Annotated in this window: 21 protein-coding genes and 1 pseudogene; 1 reads left to right on the top strand and 21 read right to left on the bottom strand. The window is 42.7% G+C overall.

Annotation, left to right across the window (positions count from 1 at the left end; all coding sequences use genetic code 11):
• Window positions 1-24 precede the first annotated feature (24 nt).
• Window positions 25-702, bottom strand: a complete 678-nt coding sequence (locus ODU34_RS06185) for a DUF4956 domain-containing protein (protein WP_398578418.1) — start codon at window positions 700-702, stop codon at window positions 25-27.
• Window positions 689-1,432, bottom strand: coding sequence for a polyphosphate polymerase domain-containing protein (locus ODU34_RS06180; RefSeq protein WP_398578417.1), 744 nt, complete (start codon window positions 1,430-1,432; stop codon window positions 689-691). Before ODU34_RS06180 ends, ODU34_RS06185 begins: the two co-directional genes overlap by 14 nt.
• Window positions 1,433-1,619: 187 nt before the next feature.
• On the opposite strand from ODU34_RS06180, the gene ODU34_RS06175 reads away from it, so the two are divergent.
• On the top strand, window positions 1,620-1,922 hold the full coding sequence (locus tag ODU34_RS06175) for a hypothetical protein (RefSeq protein ID WP_023369992.1): 303 nt from the start codon (window positions 1,620-1,622) through the stop codon (window positions 1,920-1,922).
• Between the two features lie 20 nt (window positions 1,923-1,942).
• Here the strand turns inward: ODU34_RS06175 and ODU34_RS06170 are convergent.
• The 19 genes and pseudogenes from ODU34_RS06170 to ODU34_RS06080 all read right to left on the bottom strand — a co-directional run.
• A pseudogene (locus ODU34_RS06170) lies at window positions 1,943-2,116 on the bottom strand (DUF2087 domain-containing protein); the annotation flags it as partial.
• A gap of 199 nt (window positions 2,117-2,315) precedes the next feature.
• Window positions 2,316-4,715, bottom strand: a complete 2,400-nt coding sequence (gene pheT, locus ODU34_RS06165; protein WP_105179497.1) for a phenylalanine--tRNA ligase subunit beta — start codon at window positions 4,713-4,715, stop codon at window positions 2,316-2,318.
• A 1-nt stretch (window position 4,716) separates the two neighbouring features.
• A complete protein-coding gene (locus tag ODU34_RS06160; RefSeq protein ID WP_105179518.1) occupies window positions 4,717-5,238 on the bottom strand; it encodes a GNAT family N-acetyltransferase in 522 nt (173 codons plus the stop codon).
• Window positions 5,239-5,681: 443 nt separating this feature from the next.
• Window positions 5,682-6,725, bottom strand: a complete 1,044-nt coding sequence (pheS, locus tag ODU34_RS06155; RefSeq protein ID WP_002939760.1) for a phenylalanine--tRNA ligase subunit alpha — start codon at window positions 6,723-6,725, stop codon at window positions 5,682-5,684.
• A 481-nt stretch (window positions 6,726-7,206) separates the two neighbouring features.
• Window positions 7,207-8,931: a glycoside hydrolase family 3 protein gene (locus ODU34_RS06150; RefSeq protein ID WP_136646907.1), complete on the bottom strand. Its 1,725-nt coding sequence runs from the start codon at window positions 8,929-8,931 to the stop codon at window positions 7,207-7,209.
• A 10-nt stretch (window positions 8,932-8,941) separates the two neighbouring features.
• On the bottom strand, window positions 8,942-10,732 hold the full coding sequence (locus ODU34_RS06145) for a glycoside hydrolase family 3 protein (RefSeq protein ID WP_136646908.1): 1,791 nt from the start codon (window positions 10,730-10,732) through the stop codon (window positions 8,942-8,944).
• 310 nt (window positions 10,733-11,042) lie between these two features.
• Window positions 11,043-11,843 (bottom strand): HAD family hydrolase, encoded by an 801-nt coding sequence (locus tag ODU34_RS06140; RefSeq protein WP_136646909.1) that lies wholly within the window; start codon window positions 11,841-11,843, stop codon window positions 11,043-11,045.
• Complete coding sequence (locus tag ODU34_RS06135; RefSeq protein WP_136646910.1) at window positions 11,843-12,682, bottom strand: SDR family oxidoreductase; 840 nt, start codon at window positions 12,680-12,682, stop codon at window positions 11,843-11,845. Before ODU34_RS06135 ends, ODU34_RS06140 begins: the two co-directional genes overlap by 1 nt.
• 1 nt (window position 12,683) lies before the next feature.
• A complete protein-coding gene (locus ODU34_RS06130; protein ID WP_136646911.1) occupies window positions 12,684-13,784 on the bottom strand; it encodes a mannonate dehydratase in 1,101 nt (366 codons plus the stop codon).
• A gap of 13 nt (window positions 13,785-13,797) precedes the next feature.
• Entirely contained in the window at window positions 13,798-15,198 is a 1,401-nt protein-coding gene (uxaC, locus tag ODU34_RS06125) for a glucuronate isomerase (protein WP_105179493.1), read from the bottom strand.
• A gap of 1 nt (window position 15,199) precedes the next feature.
• On the bottom strand, window positions 15,200-15,820 hold the full coding sequence (locus ODU34_RS06120; RefSeq protein ID WP_105179492.1) for a bifunctional 4-hydroxy-2-oxoglutarate aldolase/2-dehydro-3-deoxy-phosphogluconate aldolase: 621 nt from the start codon (window positions 15,818-15,820) through the stop codon (window positions 15,200-15,202).
• Window positions 15,821-15,942: 122 nt separating this feature from the next.
• Window positions 15,943-16,659, bottom strand: coding sequence for a FadR/GntR family transcriptional regulator (locus tag ODU34_RS06115; protein ID WP_002938037.1), 717 nt, complete (start codon window positions 16,657-16,659; stop codon window positions 15,943-15,945).
• A 45-nt stretch (window positions 16,660-16,704) separates the two neighbouring features.
• Window positions 16,705-18,504, bottom strand: coding sequence for a beta-glucuronidase (gene uidA / locus ODU34_RS06110; protein WP_105179491.1), 1,800 nt, complete (start codon window positions 18,502-18,504; stop codon window positions 16,705-16,707).
• Between the two features lie 15 nt (window positions 18,505-18,519).
• Window positions 18,520-19,548: a sugar kinase gene (locus tag ODU34_RS06105; protein ID WP_105179490.1), complete on the bottom strand. Its 1,029-nt coding sequence runs from the start codon at window positions 19,546-19,548 to the stop codon at window positions 18,520-18,522.
• 69 nt (window positions 19,549-19,617) lie between these two features.
• A complete protein-coding gene (locus ODU34_RS06100; protein WP_205014981.1) occupies window positions 19,618-21,171 on the bottom strand; it encodes an MFS transporter in 1,554 nt (517 codons plus the stop codon).
• A 186-nt stretch (window positions 21,172-21,357) separates the two neighbouring features.
• On the bottom strand, window positions 21,358-22,197 hold the full coding sequence (locus tag ODU34_RS06095; protein ID WP_105179488.1) for a DNA/RNA non-specific endonuclease: 840 nt from the start codon (window positions 22,195-22,197) through the stop codon (window positions 21,358-21,360).
• A 29-nt stretch (window positions 22,198-22,226) separates the two neighbouring features.
• On the bottom strand, window positions 22,227-22,418 hold the full coding sequence (locus ODU34_RS06090) for a DNA-directed RNA polymerase subunit beta (RefSeq protein WP_012775177.1): 192 nt from the start codon (window positions 22,416-22,418) through the stop codon (window positions 22,227-22,229).
• Window positions 22,411-23,694 (bottom strand): UDP-N-acetylglucosamine 1-carboxyvinyltransferase, encoded by a 1,284-nt coding sequence (gene murA / locus ODU34_RS06085; protein WP_398578416.1) that lies wholly within the window; start codon window positions 23,692-23,694, stop codon window positions 22,411-22,413. The genes ODU34_RS06090 and murA overlap by 8 nt, the downstream gene beginning before the upstream one ends.
• A 23-nt stretch (window positions 23,695-23,717) precedes the next feature.
• Window positions 23,718-23,942: a DUF1146 family protein gene (locus tag ODU34_RS06080; protein ID WP_012775178.1), complete on the bottom strand. Its 225-nt coding sequence runs from the start codon at window positions 23,940-23,942 to the stop codon at window positions 23,718-23,720.
• Window positions 23,943-23,956: the final 14 nt, after the last annotated feature.

The following is a 23,956-nucleotide window of genomic DNA, read 5'->3' as shown; positions in this document are numbered from 1 at the left end:
TGGAAATCCAGGGCTTCTTTGATATTACAAATACTTCTTCTTCGGCATTTGCTTGTTCAATACGACATCCAAAGGACCGGCTGACAATACTGTATCTACCAAACGTTTATCTGTAATTTTTTTATCGAGGAGAACTTGATATTCTAAGATCAGCGCTTCTTTTTTCTTCTTGTATTTGAGGGAAATTAAGTCGGCTTGCTTGCAAGATTTACCAAATTGATTTTCAAAAAATTGATCGTAGTCAAAATTCATTGGCACTGTTACCAAGAGATGACGACGATTTTGATTGACTTGGGCAAAGCTGATGTTCTCAAAAATCAAAATACAAGCAGATAGGATGACCGTCATAAAGACAGCCAAACCTAGAAAGCCCATTCCTGTCGCTAGACCGATAGCCATCGCTAAGAGGACTGCAAGCATTTCCTTCGAAGAACCTGCCGCTGAGCGGAATTTAATAAGACTAAAGGTCCCTGCTACCGCAACTCCCGCTCCTAAGTTACCATTAACTAATGCAATGATAACAGCAATCAAAGCTGGCATTAAACTTAGTGTGATGACAAATTCCTTTGTATAATTAGATTTATATTTATAAACAGCCGCTAAGAGTACCCCCATGGATAGACTAACTCCAAAAACCATGGACATTTGCGCTAAGGTAATATTGCTATTGCCCGTTGAAAAGATACTATTAAACAGCTGCATGTTTGCTTACTTCCTCTCCAGTGATGTTGTGGGCAAGCTTATAGGCATTGCCATATTTTGAAAATGATTGCTTTTCGATCTGGTATTTTTCGAGCAGGGCTACCAACCAGTCTGGTCGTTCTTCTGGAACTTTTACTTCCATGATGACTTTTGTTGGATCCAATAGGTCCTTACCAAATTTGCCCTCCATGGCATCTACATCGTAATCTCGATAAAGTAAGTTCTTATCGATTGTGAGACGAACTTTTTTGTCTTCGATTCCTTTGTAGGATACGCGATCATAGTAGATATACATCTTCGGCTTAATAGTACCGTAGCGTTCTCTCAACATTTCGAGTTCTGAGGTTACCTTATCATCCTTGATTGTGGAATCAATCACTCCATTTTCGATATAATTTGCTACAGAAACAGGGTTTGAAGTTAAACGGTATTTATAGCCAATTTTATTTTCTTTTTTCTTAATTTCAAGAAAGGCTTGACTCGATTCAGATGGTGTCGCATCATAGACACGCATCCGAATTTTCTCACGTCCATTCTTTTTGGCAAGTGAATCTTGAATCATATCAAAATCTTCATTATCAAAGTAGATATTGGTAATCGTTGATGTCGCAAACTCATCTGCCATCATGTACTGACGAAGTTCCTTTTCTAAAAGTTCAAAAGTTTTTTTATCAACGATATATTTAGTCTCTTTACGCTTAAACTGCTTTTGTACGATTATTGTTTTCATTATTGTGCCTCTTCTATCTAAATTTTGACAGGTCCCTGTCTTGTTTACAAGATATAGTTTACCGACCTAGCTTTAAATGAAACTGAAAATAAAATTAAACAAAACTTAAACTGCAATAAAGTTGAAATTCTTTTGTCACATTTCGATCTGTGTTACAATTAGCATAATGATAACAAAGGAGAAAACTATGTACGAATTTGTCTTAGAATACGGCTCATTCCCTGTAAAACTCATTGACGGTTTTGTCAACAATCGCTCAGAAATTCCTGATTTTCTCAAAGAAGACGAAGAAATGATTGCCCGCTTGAACGAGATCAACGAACTCTTCCACCAACTTTTCTTAACCATCGAATGCAAGTTTGACTATATCGGGAAACAATTCCCTGACAAGATTGAACAACTACGAACACTCTATCATCCCCTAGCAGACGATTTACTAGCCAAGTATGGCAACCAGATAGAGTTGAAGATTGAACCCTTTATTTTGTAAGACAAAAGAGATGACCGCAATCATCTCTTTTCTTCTATTCTGTATTCCAAACCATACTGATCACGCGATAAGTAGCCATAATCCACCAAGTAGCGTCTCAATATAGCATAGTCATCATAAAACTCAGCTAGAAAGGCATTAACCTCTTTTTCAATGAATGTTGAGCCTTTCTTAGCTAATTCTTCTTGTAAATAGATAGCCCCCTCCACTTCTCAAGACTTGTGTCAACATCTCAGCGCAGTGGTTGATTGGCAGTTTTGTTCGTGCTACGCACTCCAAATCTGACCTAATCAACTGTGCGGGGGCGGGACGACGAACTCCCTTACTTCTCTGAGTTCTGTCCCGCTCCCAAAAATCCTAGCCCGCAGGCTAGGATTTCATAATATATACAAATTAACGAATCTCAGCACCAAGTGCTTCGAGCGACTTACTGATTTTCTCCATGTACTTCGCCACTTCTTCATCCGTCAGGCTGTCCGCAGGATTTTGGAAGGTCAGGTTGTAAGCCATAGACTTTTTACCAGCCTCAATATTGCTACCCGCGTAAACGTCAAAGAGGGTCACCTTGGTCAAACGTTTGACACCGGCACCAGCAATCGCATCCAGGACATCCTGATGCTTGACATCACTGCTCAAAAGTAGAGCAATATCACGGCTAACCGCTGGGAATTTGGAGATTTCGGTAAATGGCTGAGCAGGCTGGAGAGCTTCTTCAATCGCATCCAGATTGATTTCAGCCACATATGTTTCAGGAATACCGTAGTCCTTAGCCGTTTGAGGGTGTACCTGACCGACAAAGCCGATTACCGCCCCATTCAAATGAATTTCAGCTGTACGACCTGGGTGCAGGGCAGCAATCTCACTGGTTGCCACAAAGTCAACTGCCAACTTATAATGACCAAAGATAGCTTCCAAGATACCTTTGGCATGGAAGAAATCAACAGGTACTGCTGGTGTCTGGAAGTCTTTCTCAGCCACCAAGCCAGTCAAGACAAGGGCAAACTTATTGATTTCTTGCGGCAGGTCCTCTTTTGGATTGCCAGACTGTTCAAAGATTTTACCGATTTCATAGAGGGCCAAGTTCTTGTTCTTACGAGCCACGTTGTAGGCTACCGTTTCCAGCATACCAGATACCATGTTCTGACGAAGGGCAGAGCGGTCAACGGTCATCGGCCACATGAGTTCGGTCACTGTGGTTGGACGAGCCGCAAACTCCACTGCCTTTTCAGGTGTTGTCAGGGCATAAGAAATAATTTCTGTCAGTCCTGCACCTTCTGCCAGGCTACGCACTTGACGACGGATGTTCTGGGTCAGGGTCAACTCACCCGCTGTTCCGTCCTCTTTTGGAAGAGTGGTCGGTAGATTATTATAGCCATAAATACGTGCGATTTCTTCTACCAAGTCTGCTGGAATGCGAATGTCCCAACGACGACGCGGTACTGCTACTGTAAACTGACTTGCATCGCCAGTTGTTTCCATACCTAAACGACGGAAAATGTCTGCGATTTGGGCATAGTCAAGGTTGGTACCAAGCGAGCGGTTAACGTAATCAATGGTCGCTGTGACTGGGACATCAGAAGTGTCCACGCTACCCGCAGAAACGATGCCAGACAAGACCTGACCGCCAGCCAGTTCCGCAATCATAGCAGCTGCTGTGTCTATAGCCTCCGTCAAGGTCGCCACGTTGATGCCTTTTTCAAAACGAGAAGAGGACTCAGAGCGAAGGTTGAGGCGACCAGAGGTCTTGCGGATAGACTTGCCGTCAAAGAGGGCAGCTTCCAGCACAACCGTCTTAGAGTTGTTGTCAATTTCTGTGTTGGCACCACCCATGACACCACCGAGGGCAACTGCCTTGTCCGCAACGGAAATGACGATGTCATCAGTAATCAAGTCACGCTCTTCGCCGTCAAGAGTTACCAAGTTCTCACCCTCTTTTGCCTGGCGAGCCACGATTTTCTTGCAATCAAACTTGCCAAAGTCAAAGGCATGCATTGGCTGACCGAAGTAAAGCAAGATGTAGTTAGTGATATCCACCACGTTGTTGTGCGGGCGGATACCTGCGTTCATGAGCAGATTTTGCAACCACTGTGGGCTCGGTGCGATAGTCACATTTTCAATGACACGGGCCGTGTAGGCAGTCACCTTGTCTGACTCAATGTCCACTTCAATCACATCGCTGGCCTTCTTGTCGCTTTCCTCCAAGGCTACAGGCTTGAAGTTGACCTTGCTGTCATAGATAGCCGCCACTTCGTGAGCCACACCACGCATGGAGAGGGCGTCGGCACGGTTTGGCGTGATAGACAGCTCGATAATCTCGTCGTCGAGGTCAAGGTATGAAAAGACTGGCTCACCCACGACTGCATCTTCAGGAAGGTGGTAGATTCCGTCCGCATATACTTTTGGCACCACAGAGTCGGACACGCCGATTTCGCTCAATGAGCAGAGCATACCCAAGGACTCAACGCCGCGGATTTTGCCTTTCTTGATCTTGTAGTTTCCAGCGATACGAGCTCCTGGCAGAGCGACGATCACCTTGATGCCTGGCTTGACATTTGGAGCACCGCAAACGATTTGCGTAACTTCCTCACCGACATTGACCTGGCAGATGTTGAGGTGGGTATCAGGAATTGGCTCAGCAGCCACAACCTGACCAACAACCAACTTAGAAAGGCCAGCACTCTTTTGCTCAACCCCTTCTACCTCAATCCCTGTTGTTGACATTTTTTCAGACAAGTCATGGCTTGTCGCATCAAAGTCAACGAGTTCTTTTAACCATTTGTAACTTACTAACATATTATCCTTTCTGGTGCAAAGGCCGTTTTAGTAGCCAATCCACATCTATCTTATCACCGACCGCAAATTCATGCTGGCCAAATTTTTCAAATCCATATTTGGAATAGAATTTCTGAGCCTTGTAATTATGTTCCCAAACTCCAAGCCAGACCCAATCACAGTTAGACTGCTCTGCTTTTTCCAAAGCAAATTCAAACAAGACTTTCCCAAGACCGCTACCTTGAAAAGCCCGCAAGAGATAGATACGCTGGATTTCAAAGGCATTTTCCAGCTCTTGTTCTGTCTGAGCAGGACCCTGGTTGAGCTTGAGATAACCAGCTATCTGATGATCTACTCTTAGAAAATAGTGCTGGCAGTTGGGATCAGATAACTCACGCGTCAAGACTTCCAGCGAATAGGCCTCCTCGAAGAATGCCTCCAGTTCATTTGTATCATTATCGTGAGCAAAGGTTTCGGCAAAAGTCTGCTTAGCAAGGTCTTGTAGAAGAGAAACTTCTTCTAAACGTATAGGATCAATCTGCACTTTGGCACCTCCCTTTTCTATATATGCCTGGAAAGTCGCAGAATAGCGATTTCCCTTCACTTACTCGTCCGTGGTTACGACGCTCTAAGGTTGAAAACGACATTTTTTCAACCTTAGAGCTAGTGAGACGATTAGACAGTTCGCCATAGCGACTGTCGTCTCATAAATAGGTGCCTTAGCACCATTTATGAGTATCGGAGTCCGACGGTTTAGAGTTGAAAACGATACTTTTTCAACTCTAAACCTAGTGAGGTGAGTAGGAAGACCGCTATAGCAGCTACCGTTTCTCTCAAACAACAATTTACTAACTTTAGCGGATTACGACGCTCTAATGTTGAAAACGATATTTTTTCAACATTAGAGCTAGTGAGACGATTAGACAGTTCGCCAAAGCGACTGTCGTCTCATAAATAGGTGCCTTAGCACCATTTATGAGTATCGGATTAAAATTGCTCCGAGAATCGTACATCGCCTTGATAGAATCCACGAATATCGTTGATACCGTAGCGGAGCATGGCAATGCGTTCCTGACCAAGACCGAAGGCAAAGCCAGAGTACTTGGTTGAGTCAATGCCACTCATTTCCAATACTTGCGGGTGGACCATGCCGGCACCAAGGATTTCAATCCAGCCTGTTTTCTTACATACGTTACAGCCGTCACCACCGCACTTGAAGCAGGAAACATCCACCTCAACAGAAGGCTCTGTGAATGGAAAGTATGATGGACGGAGGCGAATTTGACGCTCTTCACCAAACATTTTCTTGATGATCATTTCAAGCGTACCTTTGAGATCACCCATGGATACATTTTCACCGACAACCAAGCCTTCAATCTGGTGGAACTGGTGGCTGTGGGTCGCATCGTCCGTATCACGACGGAAAACACGGCCTGGCGAAATCATCTTCAAGGCACCTTTTGAGAAATCATGCTGGTCCATGGTCCGTGCCTGAACAGGTGACGTATGGGTCCGCATGAGGATTTCTTCTGTGATATAGAAGGTATCTTGCATATCACGTGCTGGGTGGTCTTTTGGCAAATTCATGCGCTCAAAGTTGTAGTAATCTTTTTCCACTTCAAATCCGTCAACGATTTGGAAGCCCATGCCCAAGAAAATATCTTCGATTTCTTCAGAAGTCTGAGTCAAGACATGGCGTTTTCCGACCTTAACCTGACGACCTGGCAAGGTTACATCAATGGTTTCTGACGCTAATTGCTGTTGAATTTTTGCGGCTGCAACCTTCTGAGCGGTTTCTTCAAAGGCAGCCGTCAGTACATCACGCACCTCATTGACCTGCTTACCAACAATTGGTTTCATGTCGTTAGAGAGGTCTTTCAAGCCTTTCAACAAGTCAGTCAAGGACCCTTTTTTACCCAAAACCGCAACACGCAGGTCTTGTAGTTCTTTTTCTCCTTGGTGCTGGATTTCTTTTAACTTTTCAAGTGTAGTTTGGCTTAATTCAGCCAACTGTTGTTCAATGTTTGACATAATTCCTCCAATAAAAAAACGCATGACACCACTCGTATCGGAGCGTTGTCACGCGGTACCATCCGTTTTCATCTGCTAGGCAGACCTTAGTTCCATGAACCTTTATTCACAAGTGATGTGCCGCACTGTGAATAAAGGTTCTAAGTCCTTGCGTGAGTGAATTCGACCAACTTTCACTGATTGAGCTTACAGTCACGGCTCAACTCCCTGGGCAGTTTCCATAGGTGTACTAGTCTCACAGACTTCTATTCAATTAAGAATATTCTATCAAAAATAAGAAAGTTTGGCAAGAAATCTTCCTAGAAAACTCCCTCTATCTAGGATAGAAAGGAGTTTACATTTAGAATATGTATTCACAAGCGAAGTACTTTTAAATAAGAACTAGTTTTTTGCTCATCAAGGTAGTTTTTTGAAGGAATTCTGACTGTATTTTGAAAAAAACTAGCCTTAGATGAAAGTGCTAAACTGTTGATACAGATTCTTATAGTTTTGCCTGCCATTTATTGGCCCAAACATTCTCATTTGGCACACCATAGAATGCATCTTTTCCTTCTAATTTATCAAGGAGGGACTCGATCGTGTTTTTATTATGATGGTAGGCATTGATAGCAGTTTTGACCATGGTAACATCGTGAAGGTGAGTTGTATAGTTTAGTGAAACGAAAATGGTCGGAACTTCGTGTACATACCAAGGAACTTCATTGGACATGGCAGTTTTCCACTGGATGCGGTAATTATTCTGCGCTCCATATCCAATGACATTGGCAACAGTCAAAGCTAAATCAACTTCTTCTCGGTATTGCAGCGTTTTTCCTTTGATCCGAGTCGTACCATCATTGACGGTCACTTCATAACCACGCGCTTCCAAGGCAGCTTTAAGGTTATCAACCACTTCTGTACTTGCCGCCATAATCCCTTCTTTTTCGCCTTCTAGGTAATACAAACGGATTCTGCGATGGGTTTCTGGACTGATTGGAAGATTTTTCTGTGTATCTTTCAACAGCGTAATTGCTTTGTCTGCTGCTTCACGTTGCCAAGCCAAGTGTTCTTCACAGCCAATAATAGCCAATTCATCAGCTGATTTTAGTAAGGTTCCTTCTGCTTGCTTGATATGCAGATTGAGTTTGGCTTTCAGACCTAAAATGCGACGGAGAGCATCATGAAGGCGTTCTTCAGTAATCACTCCCTTGCGGTAGCCATTGAGCATAAATTCAAAATCTTCTTCTAAGTTATTGAAGAATAAGAACATATCGCAACCCGCAGCAATGGCTGCAGGTACATAATCTTCACGACGCATCGCTGCTGTCATCCCCAACATGTGGCTGGCATCTGTTATGACCAAGCCATTGAATTCCAGTTTTTCTTTCAATAAATCTTGAATCAATTCGGGAGCTAGTGTTGCAGGCAAAATATCTTCGTCTTTCAAACTTGGATTCAATGTTTGTTGATAGTAGGGCAGAGCTATATGACCCGCCATAATCATCTCAACACCAGCTTCAATATGATGACGATAGACACGACCAAAACTCTTGTCCCATTCTTCTGGAGAGAGCTCATTGACACCAAGGACTAGGTGCTGATCACGTTCTTCTGTACCATCTCCTGGGAAATGTTTGATACATTGAATCACATCTCTTTCAGCCCTCAAACCTTCTAAATAGGCACTGGTGTAGGCAATCACATCATCCGCATTTGTGCCGTAGGCTCTGGTATTGACAATAGTATTGCGCCAATTCTGAACAATGTCCACGCAAGGGTCAAAGTTGACATTTACACCTAATGCAGTCTCCTCGCGCGCAGATACGAGACCTGCTAGGTAGGGGATACGAGGATCCCGACTGGCTTCAGATTGAGCACCTGAGGAAATATAGGTTCCTCCTTTCACAGCTCCATCTCCACCTGAGTCGCAGTTCGCTGCAACCAAGAGAGGCACTTTTGAATAGCTTTGCAAGTCGTTAATCAGTCCTTGTACCTGTTCTGGACTGCCATTCATATAGCGGGCGCCACCTATGTGGTATCGATTCATCAATTCCTGATTACTCAGATTATTTCCGCTAAAAGCATCTCCTCCGAAGAAGAATAGATTAACAAACAATTGACCGATTTTTTCTTCATCAGTCAGATGAGCCAAGGTATTTTCCACCCAAGCAATCTGCTCTTCATCCAAACAATAGGGTTTCTTCCGCAAATCAACCAATCTAGGCATTATTTCCTCCTTATTTTCCTCGCCAAATACGTGTATCTACCAAACCACAGTAGGCATCAACAGGCGATACTCCTGTAAAGGCTGACTCTCCTGCTAGTTTGGCAACCAAGGCTTCTAAAGTGACAGGCAAGCCATCATAGGCATTGATATAGGTTGCAACCTGTGGCATATCTGCAAGTGCAAATGGGTGCTGAACAGAGACAACAATGGTTGGAATTTCGTGAACATAGAAAGGCTGGTCTGGTGTTCCTTTGGCAGCCGGCCAAATAATCCGCTGAGTTGTCCCGCCAGAATTTACATCCACCAAATTGATAATCAAATCATAGTTATCTGTGATTTCTGCAATAGGACGCTTGGAAGCATAGACATTTGCAATCGCAGCCGGTCTTTCTTCTTCTGGCAATTTGGCAATCCGTGCTTCTGTATTTTCCCAGATAGATACTTGGTGACCTCGAGCGTCTAATAGTTCTTTCAACGTATCGGCTGCTCTCTTCTTGCCAGCATTGATCATGGCGCCAAAACCACCCTTATAGCCATCTACTTCTACCAACAAAATACGTTTGTAGCTGTCTGGATTGACTGGGAAAATTCCTTCTTGTTTGGCTTTTACCAAGGTAATCGCCTTGTCAGCTACTTCTTTTGCAAGCTGTTTCGCCTCATCTCTACCAATCAAAGCCAGTGCTTCTTCTTTTGGCAACATGATTTCCTGACGACGTCCTTCAAACAAGTGAAGACCGAGTTTAGCTTTCAAGCCCAAGGTACGACGAAGGGCATCATGGAGGCGTTCCTCAGAAAGCAGACCATTTTCCAATCCTTCTTTCATCCATTGCAAATCTTCTTCTGGATCATTAAAGAAAAGGAAGAGATCACATCCTGCCTCAATAGCTGTAGGCAATAGCTCACGACGCGGCATAGAGGCTGTCATACCAATCATATGACTGGCATCCGTGACGATGGCTCCATTGTAACCTAACTCTCCACGAAGCAATTCATCCAAGAGGGTTTTATTCAGCGAAGCTGGCAACATGTCATCCAATTCACGTTCTGGATGCATTTCTTTCTCAACATTTGGCAAATGAATGTGCCCCGCCATAATACCTGGAAGACCTGCGTCAGCCATCTCACCGTAAATCCGTCCAAATGTTTCCATCCATTCAGACTTGGTCATGGGATTCGAAGCAAAAGAGAGATGATGGTCACGTTCATCAATACCATCGCCTGGGAAATGCTTAGCAAACGGCACAATGCCGTGTTCCATAATGCCACGCATGTATTCTTTGGATAATTCAATGACTTGGTCTACATTAGCTCCCCAAGTGCGGTTTGCAATGATTGGATTGCGCCAATTACGGCTTAGGTCCATAATCGGTGCAAAGGAGGCATTGCAGCCTACCGCAGCTGCTTCAAGACCTGCAACTTTTCCCATTTCATAAGCATAGCGGGGATCGGCTGTCGCAGCAATCTTGATTTCATCCCCGATTTTCGTTCCGTCCGTAACAGCACCATTCCCACCAGATTCGGTATTGGCTGCAATCAAGAGAGGAATTTTAGACTTGGTCTGCAAAATATAGTTTTGCTCCCAAATATCTGCAGCAGGTCCAGGATTGTAACGAACAGCAGCAATCTTATAATCATTTAATACTCCAGTCAGATATTCTTCCGTCCGCTGGCTACCCATGTTGACAAAGAGATGACCGATTTTTTCATCCAAGGTCATCTGAGCAATGGTTTCTTCAATCCAAGAAATAGCCTCTTCATCAAGGCTGTAAGGTTTCTTCCGTAAATCTACTAAATGTGTCATATTTGCCTCCAAAAAAGAAACTGAGTAAAAAGTCCTAACACTACTTCTCAAAGTTAGTGTCAACATCTCAGCGCAGTGGTTGATTGGCAGATTTGTTCGTGTACTACACTCCAAATCTGACCTCTACGACTGTTGCGAACAGAGTTCGCTTCATTTCCAACCTCAAACTGTCTCCCAGACAGTTTGAGCTGTGCTGGGGTGGGAGTGAAACAGTCTGGGGATAGACTGTTTCAGCTCAACAACTAGAAATAAAGACTTGTTGACGAACTCTTCTTTGAATGGTCGAGTTCTTTCCTGCTCCCCCTTCTCTCTAGTCGTCTAAATTATTCCAAAATGCCTGTATCAATTCTGTTTCTTTCTCACCTGTGAATGCTTGATGAGCAAATTCATCTGCAATCGTTTCTGTCAAATCTGCCCAAGATTGCATCTCTCGTCCTACTAAAATAGGATAGAAATGGACACCGTTCAATTCCGCCGCCTTCAAATCACCAGGCGAGTCACCAATCATCATAATCTTATCAGGACAATACCCTTCCTCTATTAACAGTTTGATGACATCTTCTTTCTTACCACGGTCTTGACAGTACAATTCTGTAACAAAGTCCATCAAACCTTGGTCTGTCCACTCTTCTTCTACTGCTTCCTTATTAGCAGAAGAAACCACGTAGACTTTTCCTAACTGGCTCAATTTTTCCAAGCCCTTGTGAACGCCGATGAAGGCTAAAACAGGACCGCTATACTGCTTAATGGCTTGATTGACTTGAGTGGACCATTTTAAGGCTAATTCCAAGTCTTTTGACGGCTGCTCCTCTATCAATCTTTCCAGAGAAGCATTTGACAAAGAATCTGTGGTCGCGACCCAATTTTTCAAGTTGTCTATACCAGTCACACCTGCAAATTCTAGGCCTTTAACTAAGCCTACAAAACGGTTAATGCCACGTTCTCGGGAGTAGAGATTGACTCGATTCCATTCAGCTAAAAACGGTTCCTTATCTTTGACATCAAAAACATTTGCAGCCAAGGGGCCGAAAAAAAGTTTATGTTTGTAGGTCATGGTATCCATGGCACAGCCATCAGAGTCCACACAAAATACGTATTCCATCTTCATCATCAGACTCCTGAATAGGCTGAGAAGCCACCGTCAATCGGTAAAACAACACCGTTGACAAAACTTGCCAACTTCTCATCTGCCAAGAAGAAGACTCCTCCGACCAACTCTTCGGCTTCACCAAACCGTCCCATTGGTGTATTGGTCAAAATCTTGTTGGCACGTGCGGTCGGTTGACCTGACTCGTCAAATAGCAAACCACGGTTTTGGTTGGTAACCAAGAATCCAGGCGCAATCGCATTACAGCGGATGCCAACTTTTGAAAAATGGACTGCTAACCATTGGGTAAAATTACTAATAGCAGCCTTGGCACCTGAATAGGCTGGAATTTTTGTCAAAGGAGTAAAGGCATTCATGCTGGAAATATTGATAATATTTGCTCCCGAGCGACCAATCATATCCTGTGCAAAGACCTGTGTTGGCAATAAGGTTCCCAAATAGTTCAAATTGAATACAAAGTTGATACCTGCCTCATCCAAGTCGAAGAAAGTTTTGGTATCAGCTGGCAACCCAATCTCATGGAACTCATTATCCGTTGTCGCTTTGGGATTATTGCCTCCTGCACCATTGATTAATATGTCTACAGGACCAAAATCTGCTAGGACTTGCTGACGAACTTCTTCCAAATTTTCCTTAGAAAGAACATTAGATTTATAGGCTTTCGCAACGCCTCCTGCTGCTACAATCTCATCAACAAAGATCTGAGCCGCAACCTCATTCAAGTCCAAAAGCGCAACCTTTGCACCTGCCTTAGCAAATTCTTTTGCCAAATAGCCACAAAGAACGCCTCCTGCACCTGTAATAACAACAACCTTATCCTTAAACTCAATAACACGTGACATATTAGCTCTCCTTATTTCCAACTGTTTTGACTGTAATTCCAAAATCTGGCGTCTTGCCTGCTGCTCGCATATTGGCTTCATAGAGACCGTTAAAGTAGGTTGCACCAAGGGCTCGGTCATACAGACCATAACCAGGTGTCTTGGTCTGGTCTCCCCAGATACGACGACCGTGGTCTGGACGCAAGGCACCAGTCCAGTCATAGTCTACCAATAATTTAACAACAGCGTTCATGTCAATGTCACCAGCCTGTGACAAATGTGCAGTTTCTTGGAAGCCCCAAGCACCTGCCGTCACATTGCGCGTATGCATAAAATTGATGCGATTGCGTTTGAGAGCATATTCTGTCATGGCAAGGACATCATTTTTCGGATCAGAAGCATAAGATCCGACACACATGGTAATTCCATTGTGCTCTGAATCATAGAGATTCAAAAATCGTTCAACGGCTTCTTGACCAGTGATGATGCGCGGTAAACCAAAGATTCCGTAGGGAGGATCATCAGGGTGAATGGCCATTTTGACGCCAGCCTCCTCAGCCGTTGGCATAATCGCTTTGATAAAATACTCCAAATTCGCCCATAAATCCTCTTCAGAAATATTCTGACGATAATTTTCGATAATAGCCTTCATTTCTTCCTTGGAATAGGATGAATCCCAACCTGGTAAGTTCAAATCATCCGCCACAGGATCAACACCTGCCAAATCAGACTTGAGGAAAGCTAAGGAAGTTGAACCATCTGGAAGTGGGTGGTGCAAGTCTGAACGAGTCCAGTCAAACACAGGCATGAAATTGTAGCATACAACTGGAATACCTGCAGCCCCGACATTACGGATGGACGTTTTATAGTTTTCGATTAACGCATCACGATTTGGCTTCCCTTGTTTGATGTCTTCATGGACAGGAATGGATTCAATAACAGTAATTTCAAGTCCTGCTTCTTCTACCATTTTTTTCAGCTCTAGAATATTTTCCAAGGGCCAAGCCTGACCAACCGGTACATCATAGACAGCAGTCACAATTCCCTGCATTCCAGGAATTGCCTTAATCTGGTCAAGGGTGACAGGATCCTTTTTCCCGTACCATCGAAATGACATTTTCATGATTTACTCTCCTTTATTGTTCAAAAAATTCTTTGGCATTGTAATAGGATATGGCTTCTACGAACTGACCTAGACGTTCATAATCTTCAGGCACTTCTTCATCAACAATCCATTGACCAACATAGGTCGCTAAAATGCGTCTGAAATAATCATGCCGTTGATAGGACAGGAAGCTACGCGAATCAGTCAACATACCAACAAAATTAGCAAGCATGCCCTGTTCTGCATAGGCATTCATCTGGTCAATCATGCCCAACTTGGTGTCATTGAACCACCAACCAGCACCAAATTGTAGCTGGCTACGAAGCCCTTCCTCATTGGACTGGAAATTCGCCAAAGTATTGGCTAGAGCAATGTTGTAACTTGGATTGAGATTGTACCAAATCATTTTTGGAAGGGCATTTTCCTTGACCAAGTTATCTAACAAACGATTCAAATTCACAGTCAGACATGTCTGGTCTCCAATCGAATCCACACCTACATCTGCTCCAAGTTTTTCAAACAGTCCGGTATGGTTGTTCCGTAGGGCACCAAAGTGAACTTGTGTCACAAAACCATGTTTCTTGTACAATCGGCACAATTCTCTAAAGATGGCAGTCTGCCATTTATTGATACTGGATTGGCCAGCCTCTTTACCTGCAAGTCTTGCTAGTAAAATATCATCAAGCTCTTCAAGGCTTGCTTCTTCGTATGAAATAGCCGTAAAACTGATGTCACTTGCTCGGCAACCGTGTTGAGCAAAATAGGAAACGCGCTGACCAAGTGCCTCTACAAAACTTGCAAAGTCTTTTACCGCTACCCCTGTTACTTCTTCCATGCGTTTAATAAATGGATTGAAATTTCGATGTTCTATAAAGGCTTCATCTGGACGGAAAGTTGGTGCCACTACAGTATCTATAGTTGGGTCCGCAGCCAAGCGCTTATGCCATTCCAAGCTATCTAGTGGATGGTCAGTTGTCCCAATAAAGGTCACCCTAGCATCCGCAATTAGCTTTCGTGGACTAACTTGATGGTCTTGCAAATAGGCATTGAGCTGATGATAGAGTCGCTCTGCATTTTCTTCGGTCAACAATTCCTCAACACCGAAAACCTGTCGCAATTCCAAATGACTCCAATGATAGAGAGGATTTCCGAAAGCCCGTTCCAAGGTGCTTGCCCAAGCCTTAAACTTATCTAGTTTACTTGCTGAACCTGTGATTTCTTCTTCTGAGATACCATTAGCCCGCATCAAGCGCCACTTATAATGGTCACCCCCCAGCCACAGATCAACAATATCTTCATAAACCTTATCTTCAAAAATTTCCTTAGGATCCAAGTGGCAATGGAAATCATAGATAGGAAGCTCTGCTATTTTCCCATAAAGCTCCTTAGCAGGCTCATTTTTTAGCATAAAGTTTGTATCATTAAAACTCATTTCATCCCTCCAAAGCTGCAACAAAACTGCGAGCAATCGTCGTTACACTTTCATAGCCTTCAGCCTGCACTCGACTTGCCAGAGCCGAACCGACTCCAACAGCACAAGCACCTGCCTTTTTCCAATCTGCAACATTTTCAACCGATACGCCACCAGAAGGCATCAAATCCACTTGGGGTACAGGACCGTGAATATCCTTGATAAATCCAGGCCCCAACACGCCACCAGGGAAAAGCTTAATAATAGGACATCCCGCCTGACTAGCTGTGACAATCTCTGTTGCAGTTGCACAGCCTGGGAAGTAGAATACCTCAGCCTCTTGAGCCAAGTCTTGAATTTCTTTATCAAAATGAGGACTGACCAGGAAACTAGCCCCTGCGTCAATGGCCTCTTGTGCCAGCTTAAGATTCATTACTGTTCCCGCCCCGATGACTACGGAAGAATCGTCTGAGAACTCTTCTTGTAATTCTTTGATCACTGTCGCAGCATTTGGAGTCGAAAATGTAATTTCAATATTTCGAATACCTCCCAAAATCGCATGGCGAGCGATTTCTTTCGCATCTTCTTCATCTTTTCCGCGAATCACTGCAAAAAAGTAATTTTCTTTTAATTGCTTTAACATCTTGACCTCCAATTAGAAAGCGTTGTCATTTATAGCTATAGTATACAATTCATCAGATGATTTGTCAATGAAAAAGCAAAAAATACCCAGAAGAATTCTTCTGGGCAGTATATTTTGTATTTCTATTTATGATCATTGAGACCATGCAAGGTCATATCTTTATCGAACCATTCGCTTAAAACAACCTGTCTTACTGATATAATATGTGCTAACATGCTATCATATGCTGCAACAGGATGGCGTTGCTTGATAGCCATTAAGATATTCCTGTGGGCCTGTAAACTATCCGATTTCATCTGACGATTTGAATAGTTTTCATTGATCAGATGAATAGATTGATTAATGACAGGCATCAGACTAGTCATTGCCAGATTCCCACTCATCTCAGCCAGCATACAGTGGAATTTCACATCCAACTCCAGATGCTTCGTGTCTCCAGCAGCAACGGCCTCTTCAATAGCAAGGACAATTTCTTCTAGTCGAGCAATATCTTCGTCCGAGGCAAACTGAGCGACACGCTCCGCAATTCTCGGTTCAAGCAAATACCGCACTTCAAATAAATCTGTCGTCAACTTTACACGGTCTCTTACCAAAGAAAAACCTAGGGGATCCTCTGATACTCCTTTTTTAGAGCTGATATAGGTTCCCGACCCTTGGCGCACCTCCAGAATATTTCGAGTAGCTAAACTTCGAACAGCTTCACGAACAGTCGAACGTCCAACTTCTAAATCTTGGGCCAATTCATACTCATTTGGAAGCTTGTCACCAACTTCATATCCTCTTTCCAAAATCAATTCCAATAAGCGTTCCGATGCTTTTTCTACCAAGGGTTTCGCCATGTGCTTGGTCCTCCAATACAACTTTCTATTTGCTACTATTATAGCTCATTTCCTCTTATAATGGTAGTTTGGAATGGCAGTCCAACGTTTCTTTATTTCTCTAACAATTTGCTTCGGTTGACGATTCCGTGAGAATAACCCCTTATGATTTCCTTGAATCCGAATAATACCAACCGTGGTTTCAAAATCAGCAAAATTCCAAACCTGCTCACCAACTAAATTAGGAATAGAATCAAAGACTCGATGGTTCATCTCATAGTAATCCACCTGAAATTCCTCTGTATAAGGAATATCCCACATCGAATGCAAACCTGGAAGAGTATCTGCACCATATTCCGTAATCAAAATCGGCTTGTCAGGATAAAGTTTTTGCCAAGCCTCCAACTCTTGACGGAGCCCTTTCTCTGCCGCCTTCAAGTCACCATGAGCAACATACCAACCATAGTAACGATTGAGACAGACAACATCGACCAAATCCATAACCTCATCCTTATCAGGCGTTGCTGTCATAATATTGACCAAGGTCACAGGACGCTTAGAAGGATCCCTGTCCCTCATGCGCTGAATCAGAGGTTCAAAGTAAGCACGTGCTCCCTTTTCATGCCCTGCCGGTTCATTGGCAACAACCCACATCACTACAGAAGGATGATTCTTATCACGCGCTATCAATTCATCAATCACCAGCTCATGAGCCTCCTTGGTTTGCATAACTTCCCAAGTATTTTTTACTTCTTCAGAATCACCTGTCAAATTCAAGGCTGCATTGAAAAGCTGGAACAGGCCAACTGCTGGCACTTCATCAATAACGACGATTCCCAAACGATCTGCCAGCCGCATCATTTCCTCAGAATAGGGATAATGGGAAGTCCTAAAAGAATTTGCTCCAATATCCTTCAGTAAATTCAAATCCATCAGATTGGCTGCTTCATTGAAACCACGACCATTAATAAAGGTATCTTCATGTTTACCAAATCCCTTGAAATAGAACGGTTTTCCATTGATGAAAAACTGCCCATTTTCAACCGCAACACTACGAATGCCGAATTGTTCTGAGTAGGTATCTAGCAAGTTTTCTCCGTCAAATAATTCAACTTTAGCAGTATAGAGATAGGCATCCAAGACCTCCCAAAGGCGTGGATGTTCAATGACCATTTGTCCGTTTTCAAGAAGACCTACTTCCTGTCCCTCTTGATCTAAAATAGACATACAGATGGAATCGTACTGCCCAACTGTCTTCACATCAACATTCACTACCGCTTGAGTCAAATCTTGATTTAGCTCCGTCCGAATAACAATATCCTCAATCCTATTTTTTGGACGTTTATAGAGATGGACTGTCCGCTGGATACCAGCATAGTTGAAAAAGTCAAAATTTTCTTTGACGGTCTTCACAATTTGACCATTCTCATCCACTTCTTCGCTATAATTCCCTATTGGAAGGGTTGTGTAATTCAACTCATTATTGGCACAGACTGTCAAACGGAATTGGTCAGCGTTGTATAAGTTTGATGGAATCAAGCATTCAAAAGGTGTGAAACCACCCTTATGCTCTCCGATTAGCTGGCCATCTGCATAGACTTTGGCCTGATGCGTCACCGAACCAAAACGCACAACCAACTCCTCATCAGCTGATACGACAGGGAGAGCCACCGTGAGTTCATACCAATTATCTCCGACAAAACGACGCTTTGCTTTATCGACAACAACATCATTAAAGGAACTCGGTACAACCATTACTTCATCTGTATCTAATAGACTATGAACATCATTGCTCCCTTGCTTAAAAGCCCATATTCCATTTAAAGAATAAACTGAGCGTGTTTTTGTTTGTATAGGATACAACATACTTTTTCCTTCTTTCTATCGTTTTATTTCACGTGACCCCTTTTTCAATAGCAAATCAATATCTGATTGACTGATGACATTAATGTCCCCTTCAATGGTATGTTTGAATTGAAAACTAGCTATCCCCAAGTCGACTATTTCCTGTGGCATTTTTTCCTGCAAATAACCCAAAATAATTCCTGCTGTAAAGGCATCCCCTGTCCCAACTCGGTCCAAAACTTGAATGGATTCTTTTTCCGTTTCATAAAGAATACCATCTTGATACAAGTATGCTTTCAGCAAATATTCATTATTGTAGGTCATTTCCCTCTGGGTAAAAGCAAGACTTTGCAAAGAATAAGTCTCCGCCAGACCTTTGACCACCGCCAACAAGACTTCTTTATTTTCATAAGGGCGCTTCAACCCCAATTCATCCTTCACATCTTTACCAGATTCATTGAAGAGTTGAATAGGCTCTAGACCAAAGCAAATATCTGCTAAACCTACAAAAGGAGATAATTTCTCCCTCGCTTCTTCAAAAGAAGACCACAAACTTTCTCGATAATTCAAGTCAAAGGAAACCTTAACACCCTGCCCCTTTGCCATTTCCATCAAACGAAAGGCCAGTCGATAAATATCTGGATTCAAAGCGACCGTTATACCACTCACATGAAACCAATCGACACCGTCAAACATACCTTCCAAATCATAATCTTCTTCCTTGGATAAGCTGAAAGCAGAATAATCACGGTCGTAGGTCACCTGGCTAGGTCTAAGGGAGAAACCCTTTTGATAATAATAAAGCCCCAGCCTTCCCTCTTTTCGAATCACATATTTCTGTCCAATCTGCCGTGCAAAGAGAAAGTGTTCTGCCATTTTTCCCACTTCATTCTTAGGCAGTGCCGTCACCAACTCGACTGAGTGACCAAGCTGAGCCAAGCTGGCTAACACATTCAACTCCGAACCACCAAACTGACAATCTAAACTCGTGGCCTGTGTTAAGGTCTGATAATGAGGAGGAGATAGCCGCAATAAAACTTCTCCAAATGCTAAGATTTTTTTCATACCGCCTCCTAGATGAAAGACCCAGCTGGAATCCGCCAACTAGGTCAGTTATTTGTTATTCGTAATTAGTTACTTATCGTCGTATTGATCAACCTTATATTGGGTTACATCAACATAATCCATATCAGATAATGGAACATTTTTCGCAATCGCACGCACACGTTCTTCGTCTTTTGCCGCTTTCATAACATGGATTTTTTCTTGAATACGAGCCATTTCTTCACGGTCTAGTTTGTAGAATTTCATCAAGAACAAGGATACGCTCAATACCGCTGCTGGAATCACTGTCAACAGGACAATCAGTGCCATTCTCAAATCTGTTGAGAATGCTGTTTCAACAGTTGGGTACTCTTTACCAAAACCGATACCTGCTAATACAAATCCAACAACCATTGGGGCAAATGAAGAAGCAATTGAGTCTGTCAATGAGAAGATAGTCCCAATCATACCTGACAAGTAACGACCAGATACTGATGTTTCATAGTCTGTAATATCCGCACCCATGGTCAATACCAAACCAGATGGAGCACTAGATGCGTAGCGAGCAATGATATAAACAACAAAGAAACCAATTGTGTAGAGATTCCAATTTGTCAAATCCAACATACCTGGTTTAGCTGAAAAGAGCATTGCTGCCAAGGTCACAAGACCAGCAATCCCAAGTTGAAGCGCTGTAATATAAGCAAAACGTAAACCTTTACGACGAGCCAATTGCGCAGCACCAACTGTTACAAGAATACCTGGCAAAATCAAAAGCATAGACATTTTTCCAGAAAGAGCATAGTCACCGAAGATAATACCATACAGCATAACTCCGATAACGGAATCTCCAAACAGTTGAGCAACAAATTTTACAAAGGCTGCAGAGATTGAAAGAACCTGCAAAGGTTTGTTTCCTTTGATAACTTTCCAGTAGTCTTTCAACTTAGTTTCCTGTGTCTTCTCACCAAGACCAAAGTATTTCTTGTTGTCTTTCTCCCAAATACCGATAATAGCAAGAATACCCAGAACAGCTGAAATTACTACTACACCGAGGAACAATTCTTGGAAGAAACTTGGAGTAAAACCACCATGTTTCGGAACCAATGTCCCTGATACAACAACCTGACTACCAGTCATCAACACAGTTGTGGCAATACCATCAACAATATTAAAGATTGGACGTTGCTTTGGATCATTGGTAAGCGCAACTTGTCCTGCTTTTGTAATAGTCTGTTGCAATGAATAACCAATTTTATGGATAATCAAAACAAGGATGAATAGAGGAAGCCGGAGACTCTCACTAACTCCACTTAAACCTAACATCATAAAAAGAGAAGCTGCTGTAATGATATTCCCCAAAACCAAGATAGGACGATATTTACCAAACTTAGTATCCGTTTTATCAATGATAACTCCGATTGTAGGATCAATGAAACCATCAAAGATACGAATATAGCCCATGAGTTGACTAACAAACAGGGCTGCAAGACCAAGCACACCTGTCGATAAATAAGTCACGAAAGTAAAGGAAACCAAGTAAATATTCGTCGATGAATTGTTCATCGCAAATAATATGATTTGCCATAACTTGGCTTTGTTATAAGTAACGTCTTCGACACGTTGCTCAACATGTTTTTCCATTGGAAATTCCTCCTAAATGTTTTCTACGACAAAGTCGTAAGCGTTTTCTTTAACTATATTCTAATATTCATCAGATGATTTGTCAACTGTTTTTGTAAATATTTTTAATTATACGTAAAAAAAGACGATTTTACGTGAAAATCGTCTGATATATTTGATTTAGTGAGGGAGAATTCGTCTGACCATTTATTGATTTACTGCAATTTCCCCACTATGATAGTTGATACTGAGACCACTCTGCACATTTGGAACGAACACATTGAACTCTAGGCTACCATCTGCTGCTTTTGCCTCTAGATGGCTTCCGACAGGAACAAGGTCTTCACTCTCAGCATACACCAAGGTCACACGATAGCGGACACGCTTATTTTTATCCAAGGCCCGCCGAATCTGACTTTCAAAATAATTCTGCCCAGTTGAAGTTTGGTCATTAGCTTGGTTGGACCAAGCTGTTTGAACTGCAATATTCTTAGGATTGCTGGTTGAAGCATCGAAACCAGACAATCCACCAATCAAAGCATAACCTAGGAGGTGACCACGGTCCACTGCATGGTCATATTCTCCAGTTAAATCATGAATCTGATGCCAACCCGCAGGTGTCCAAGAAGTTCGACCATTTCCTGTTTCTTCACGGTCCTTATACTGACGTGTAGATTTGGCTAAAAGCGCATTGGCTACTGTTGGAACCATTTCTCCCTGGACTGTTTTTGTCTTATTATCACCATAAGGAACACTGGCAACCGATGCATCTAAATCCGTTTGATTCCCGTTAATAATAAATGCTCCAGCACCATTCCATTCAATCGAATTCCCCAGTTGCTTTTTTACATCTTCTGTCAATACCGAACTAGCCAGTTCCTGACTAGGTGTGCTCTCACTTGCCTTAGACTGATTGACATAATAGGAATATTCAGCAGCGTTACTGCTCTTGTTATCACTTAAAAGATAGCCACCCGCTACTACAACAATCGTAGCCAATAAGCTGAGCAGACTCATTGCTTGTTTTTTTACATTTTTCTTCGCCATTTTCTCTCCATCAAAAAAGCAGGTCCAGCCTACTTTCCTGTAAATTTACCGATTAGTTCTTGCCACTTAGCTGGTGACAACACCGCAAATACATTGTCTCCATCTCCTATGACACCGTAACCAACCATTAATCCTAAAATAAACACCAAAATAGCAATCAACAAAACAACTGCTACTAAGATTAAATTTTTACCAACATAGCTAAGATTATCCTTATCCATTTTCATCTTCTCCACTCACACGTTCAATCGTTGCACCTAAAGCAGCTAATTTCTCATGAAAACGATAGTAACCTCGGTCTAAGTGCGTTAATTTACCTACAATCGTCTCACCTTCAGCAACCAAACCAGCCAGAATCAAAGCGGCACTTGCTCGTAAATCAGTAGACATAACCTGAGCACCTTGCAGAGCTTGTCCTCCCGTGATGATAGCTGTATCTCGTAAAATTTCCGAATGCAAATCCATCCGACGCATTTCTTCCAAATGCTGGAAACGATTCTCAAATACCGTTTCAATCATGGTAGATTCACCCTTTGCAACTGCCATTAGGGCTGTAAATTGAGCCTGCATATCTGTTGGGAAGCCTGGGTGTGGCAAGGTTTTTACTGTTACAGGTTTAAGCTTATCCACTTGCGAACGAACTCGAATCCCTTCAGCTTCTTCCGTCACCTCAACTCCCATTTCCAACATCTTAGAAATGAGTGGACGATTGTGCTCCCAGACAGCATCCTTCACCAAGACATCGCCACCAGTCATTGCTGCTGCCACCATAAAGGTACCCGCTTCGATACGATCTTGCACCACTTGGTGTTCTGCGCCAGTCAATTCTTCTACACCAGTAACCGTAATCGTCTCTGTGCCTGCCCCCTTAACTTTAGCCCCCATTTTGTTTAGGAAAATAGCCAAGTCAACAATTTCAGGTTCGCGCGCTGCATTTTCCAATACCGTTGTGCCCTGCGCCAGAGTTGCAGCCATCATCAAATTTTGCGTTGCCCCAACACTTGGGAAATCAAGATAGATATGAGCTCCCTGCAAGTTCTCTGCACTCGCTTCAATATAACCAGCTCGTTGTTTAATTTTAGCCCCCATAGCTTGCAAACCTTTTAAGTGCAAATCTATTGGACGACTACCAATTGTACAACCTCCTGGCATAGAAACCTTAGCATAACCATTGCGTGCCAAAATCGGACCAAGAATAACAATAGAGGCGCGCATTTGACTCACATACTTATAAGGAGTTTCGCTACCAAGTTTACCTGTTGCGTCAATATCGATAGTCTTTGTTTCCTCGTCAAATTTCACACGAACTCCCAGACCACGTACAACATTATTCATTGTATAGACATCAGACAAAATAGGAACCTGAGTCAATTTGGTTTGCCCTTGACTTGCTAGAACTGTTGCTGCCAATAAAGGCAGAACGGCATTCTTCGCCCCCTCAATCTCAACCTGTCCTTTCAAACCGTTTTTACTAGCTGTAACAATAATTGTATCCATTTCTTATCCTTTTCTTACTTAAATCACATATTTGCAAAAGAGCGTCCCATCATCAACAATTCTAAAAAGAAAGTCGAGACCAAGTACCCCAGTGCTATTGCCAGAAAGAGAATCAGCAAATTGATTTTACGCTGATTGTCCCCCGTTACCTTCAACCACCGTGACCAATCAACTGTTGTAACCAAGAGATGATGAGCCAGATAGATAAACAATATATGACTAAAAAACTGTAAAATTGAAATTACCATGTTTCCATTATACC

This window comes from Streptococcus sp. 2018WUSS126 (assembly GCF_044427425.1).
In the GTDB taxonomy this organism is placed as follows: domain Bacteria; phylum Bacillota; class Bacilli; order Lactobacillales; family Streptococcaceae; genus Streptococcus; species Streptococcus hashimotonensis.
Note: the sequence above shows the minus strand (reverse complement) of the source record. Positions and strands in the feature narration are given on the sequence as shown.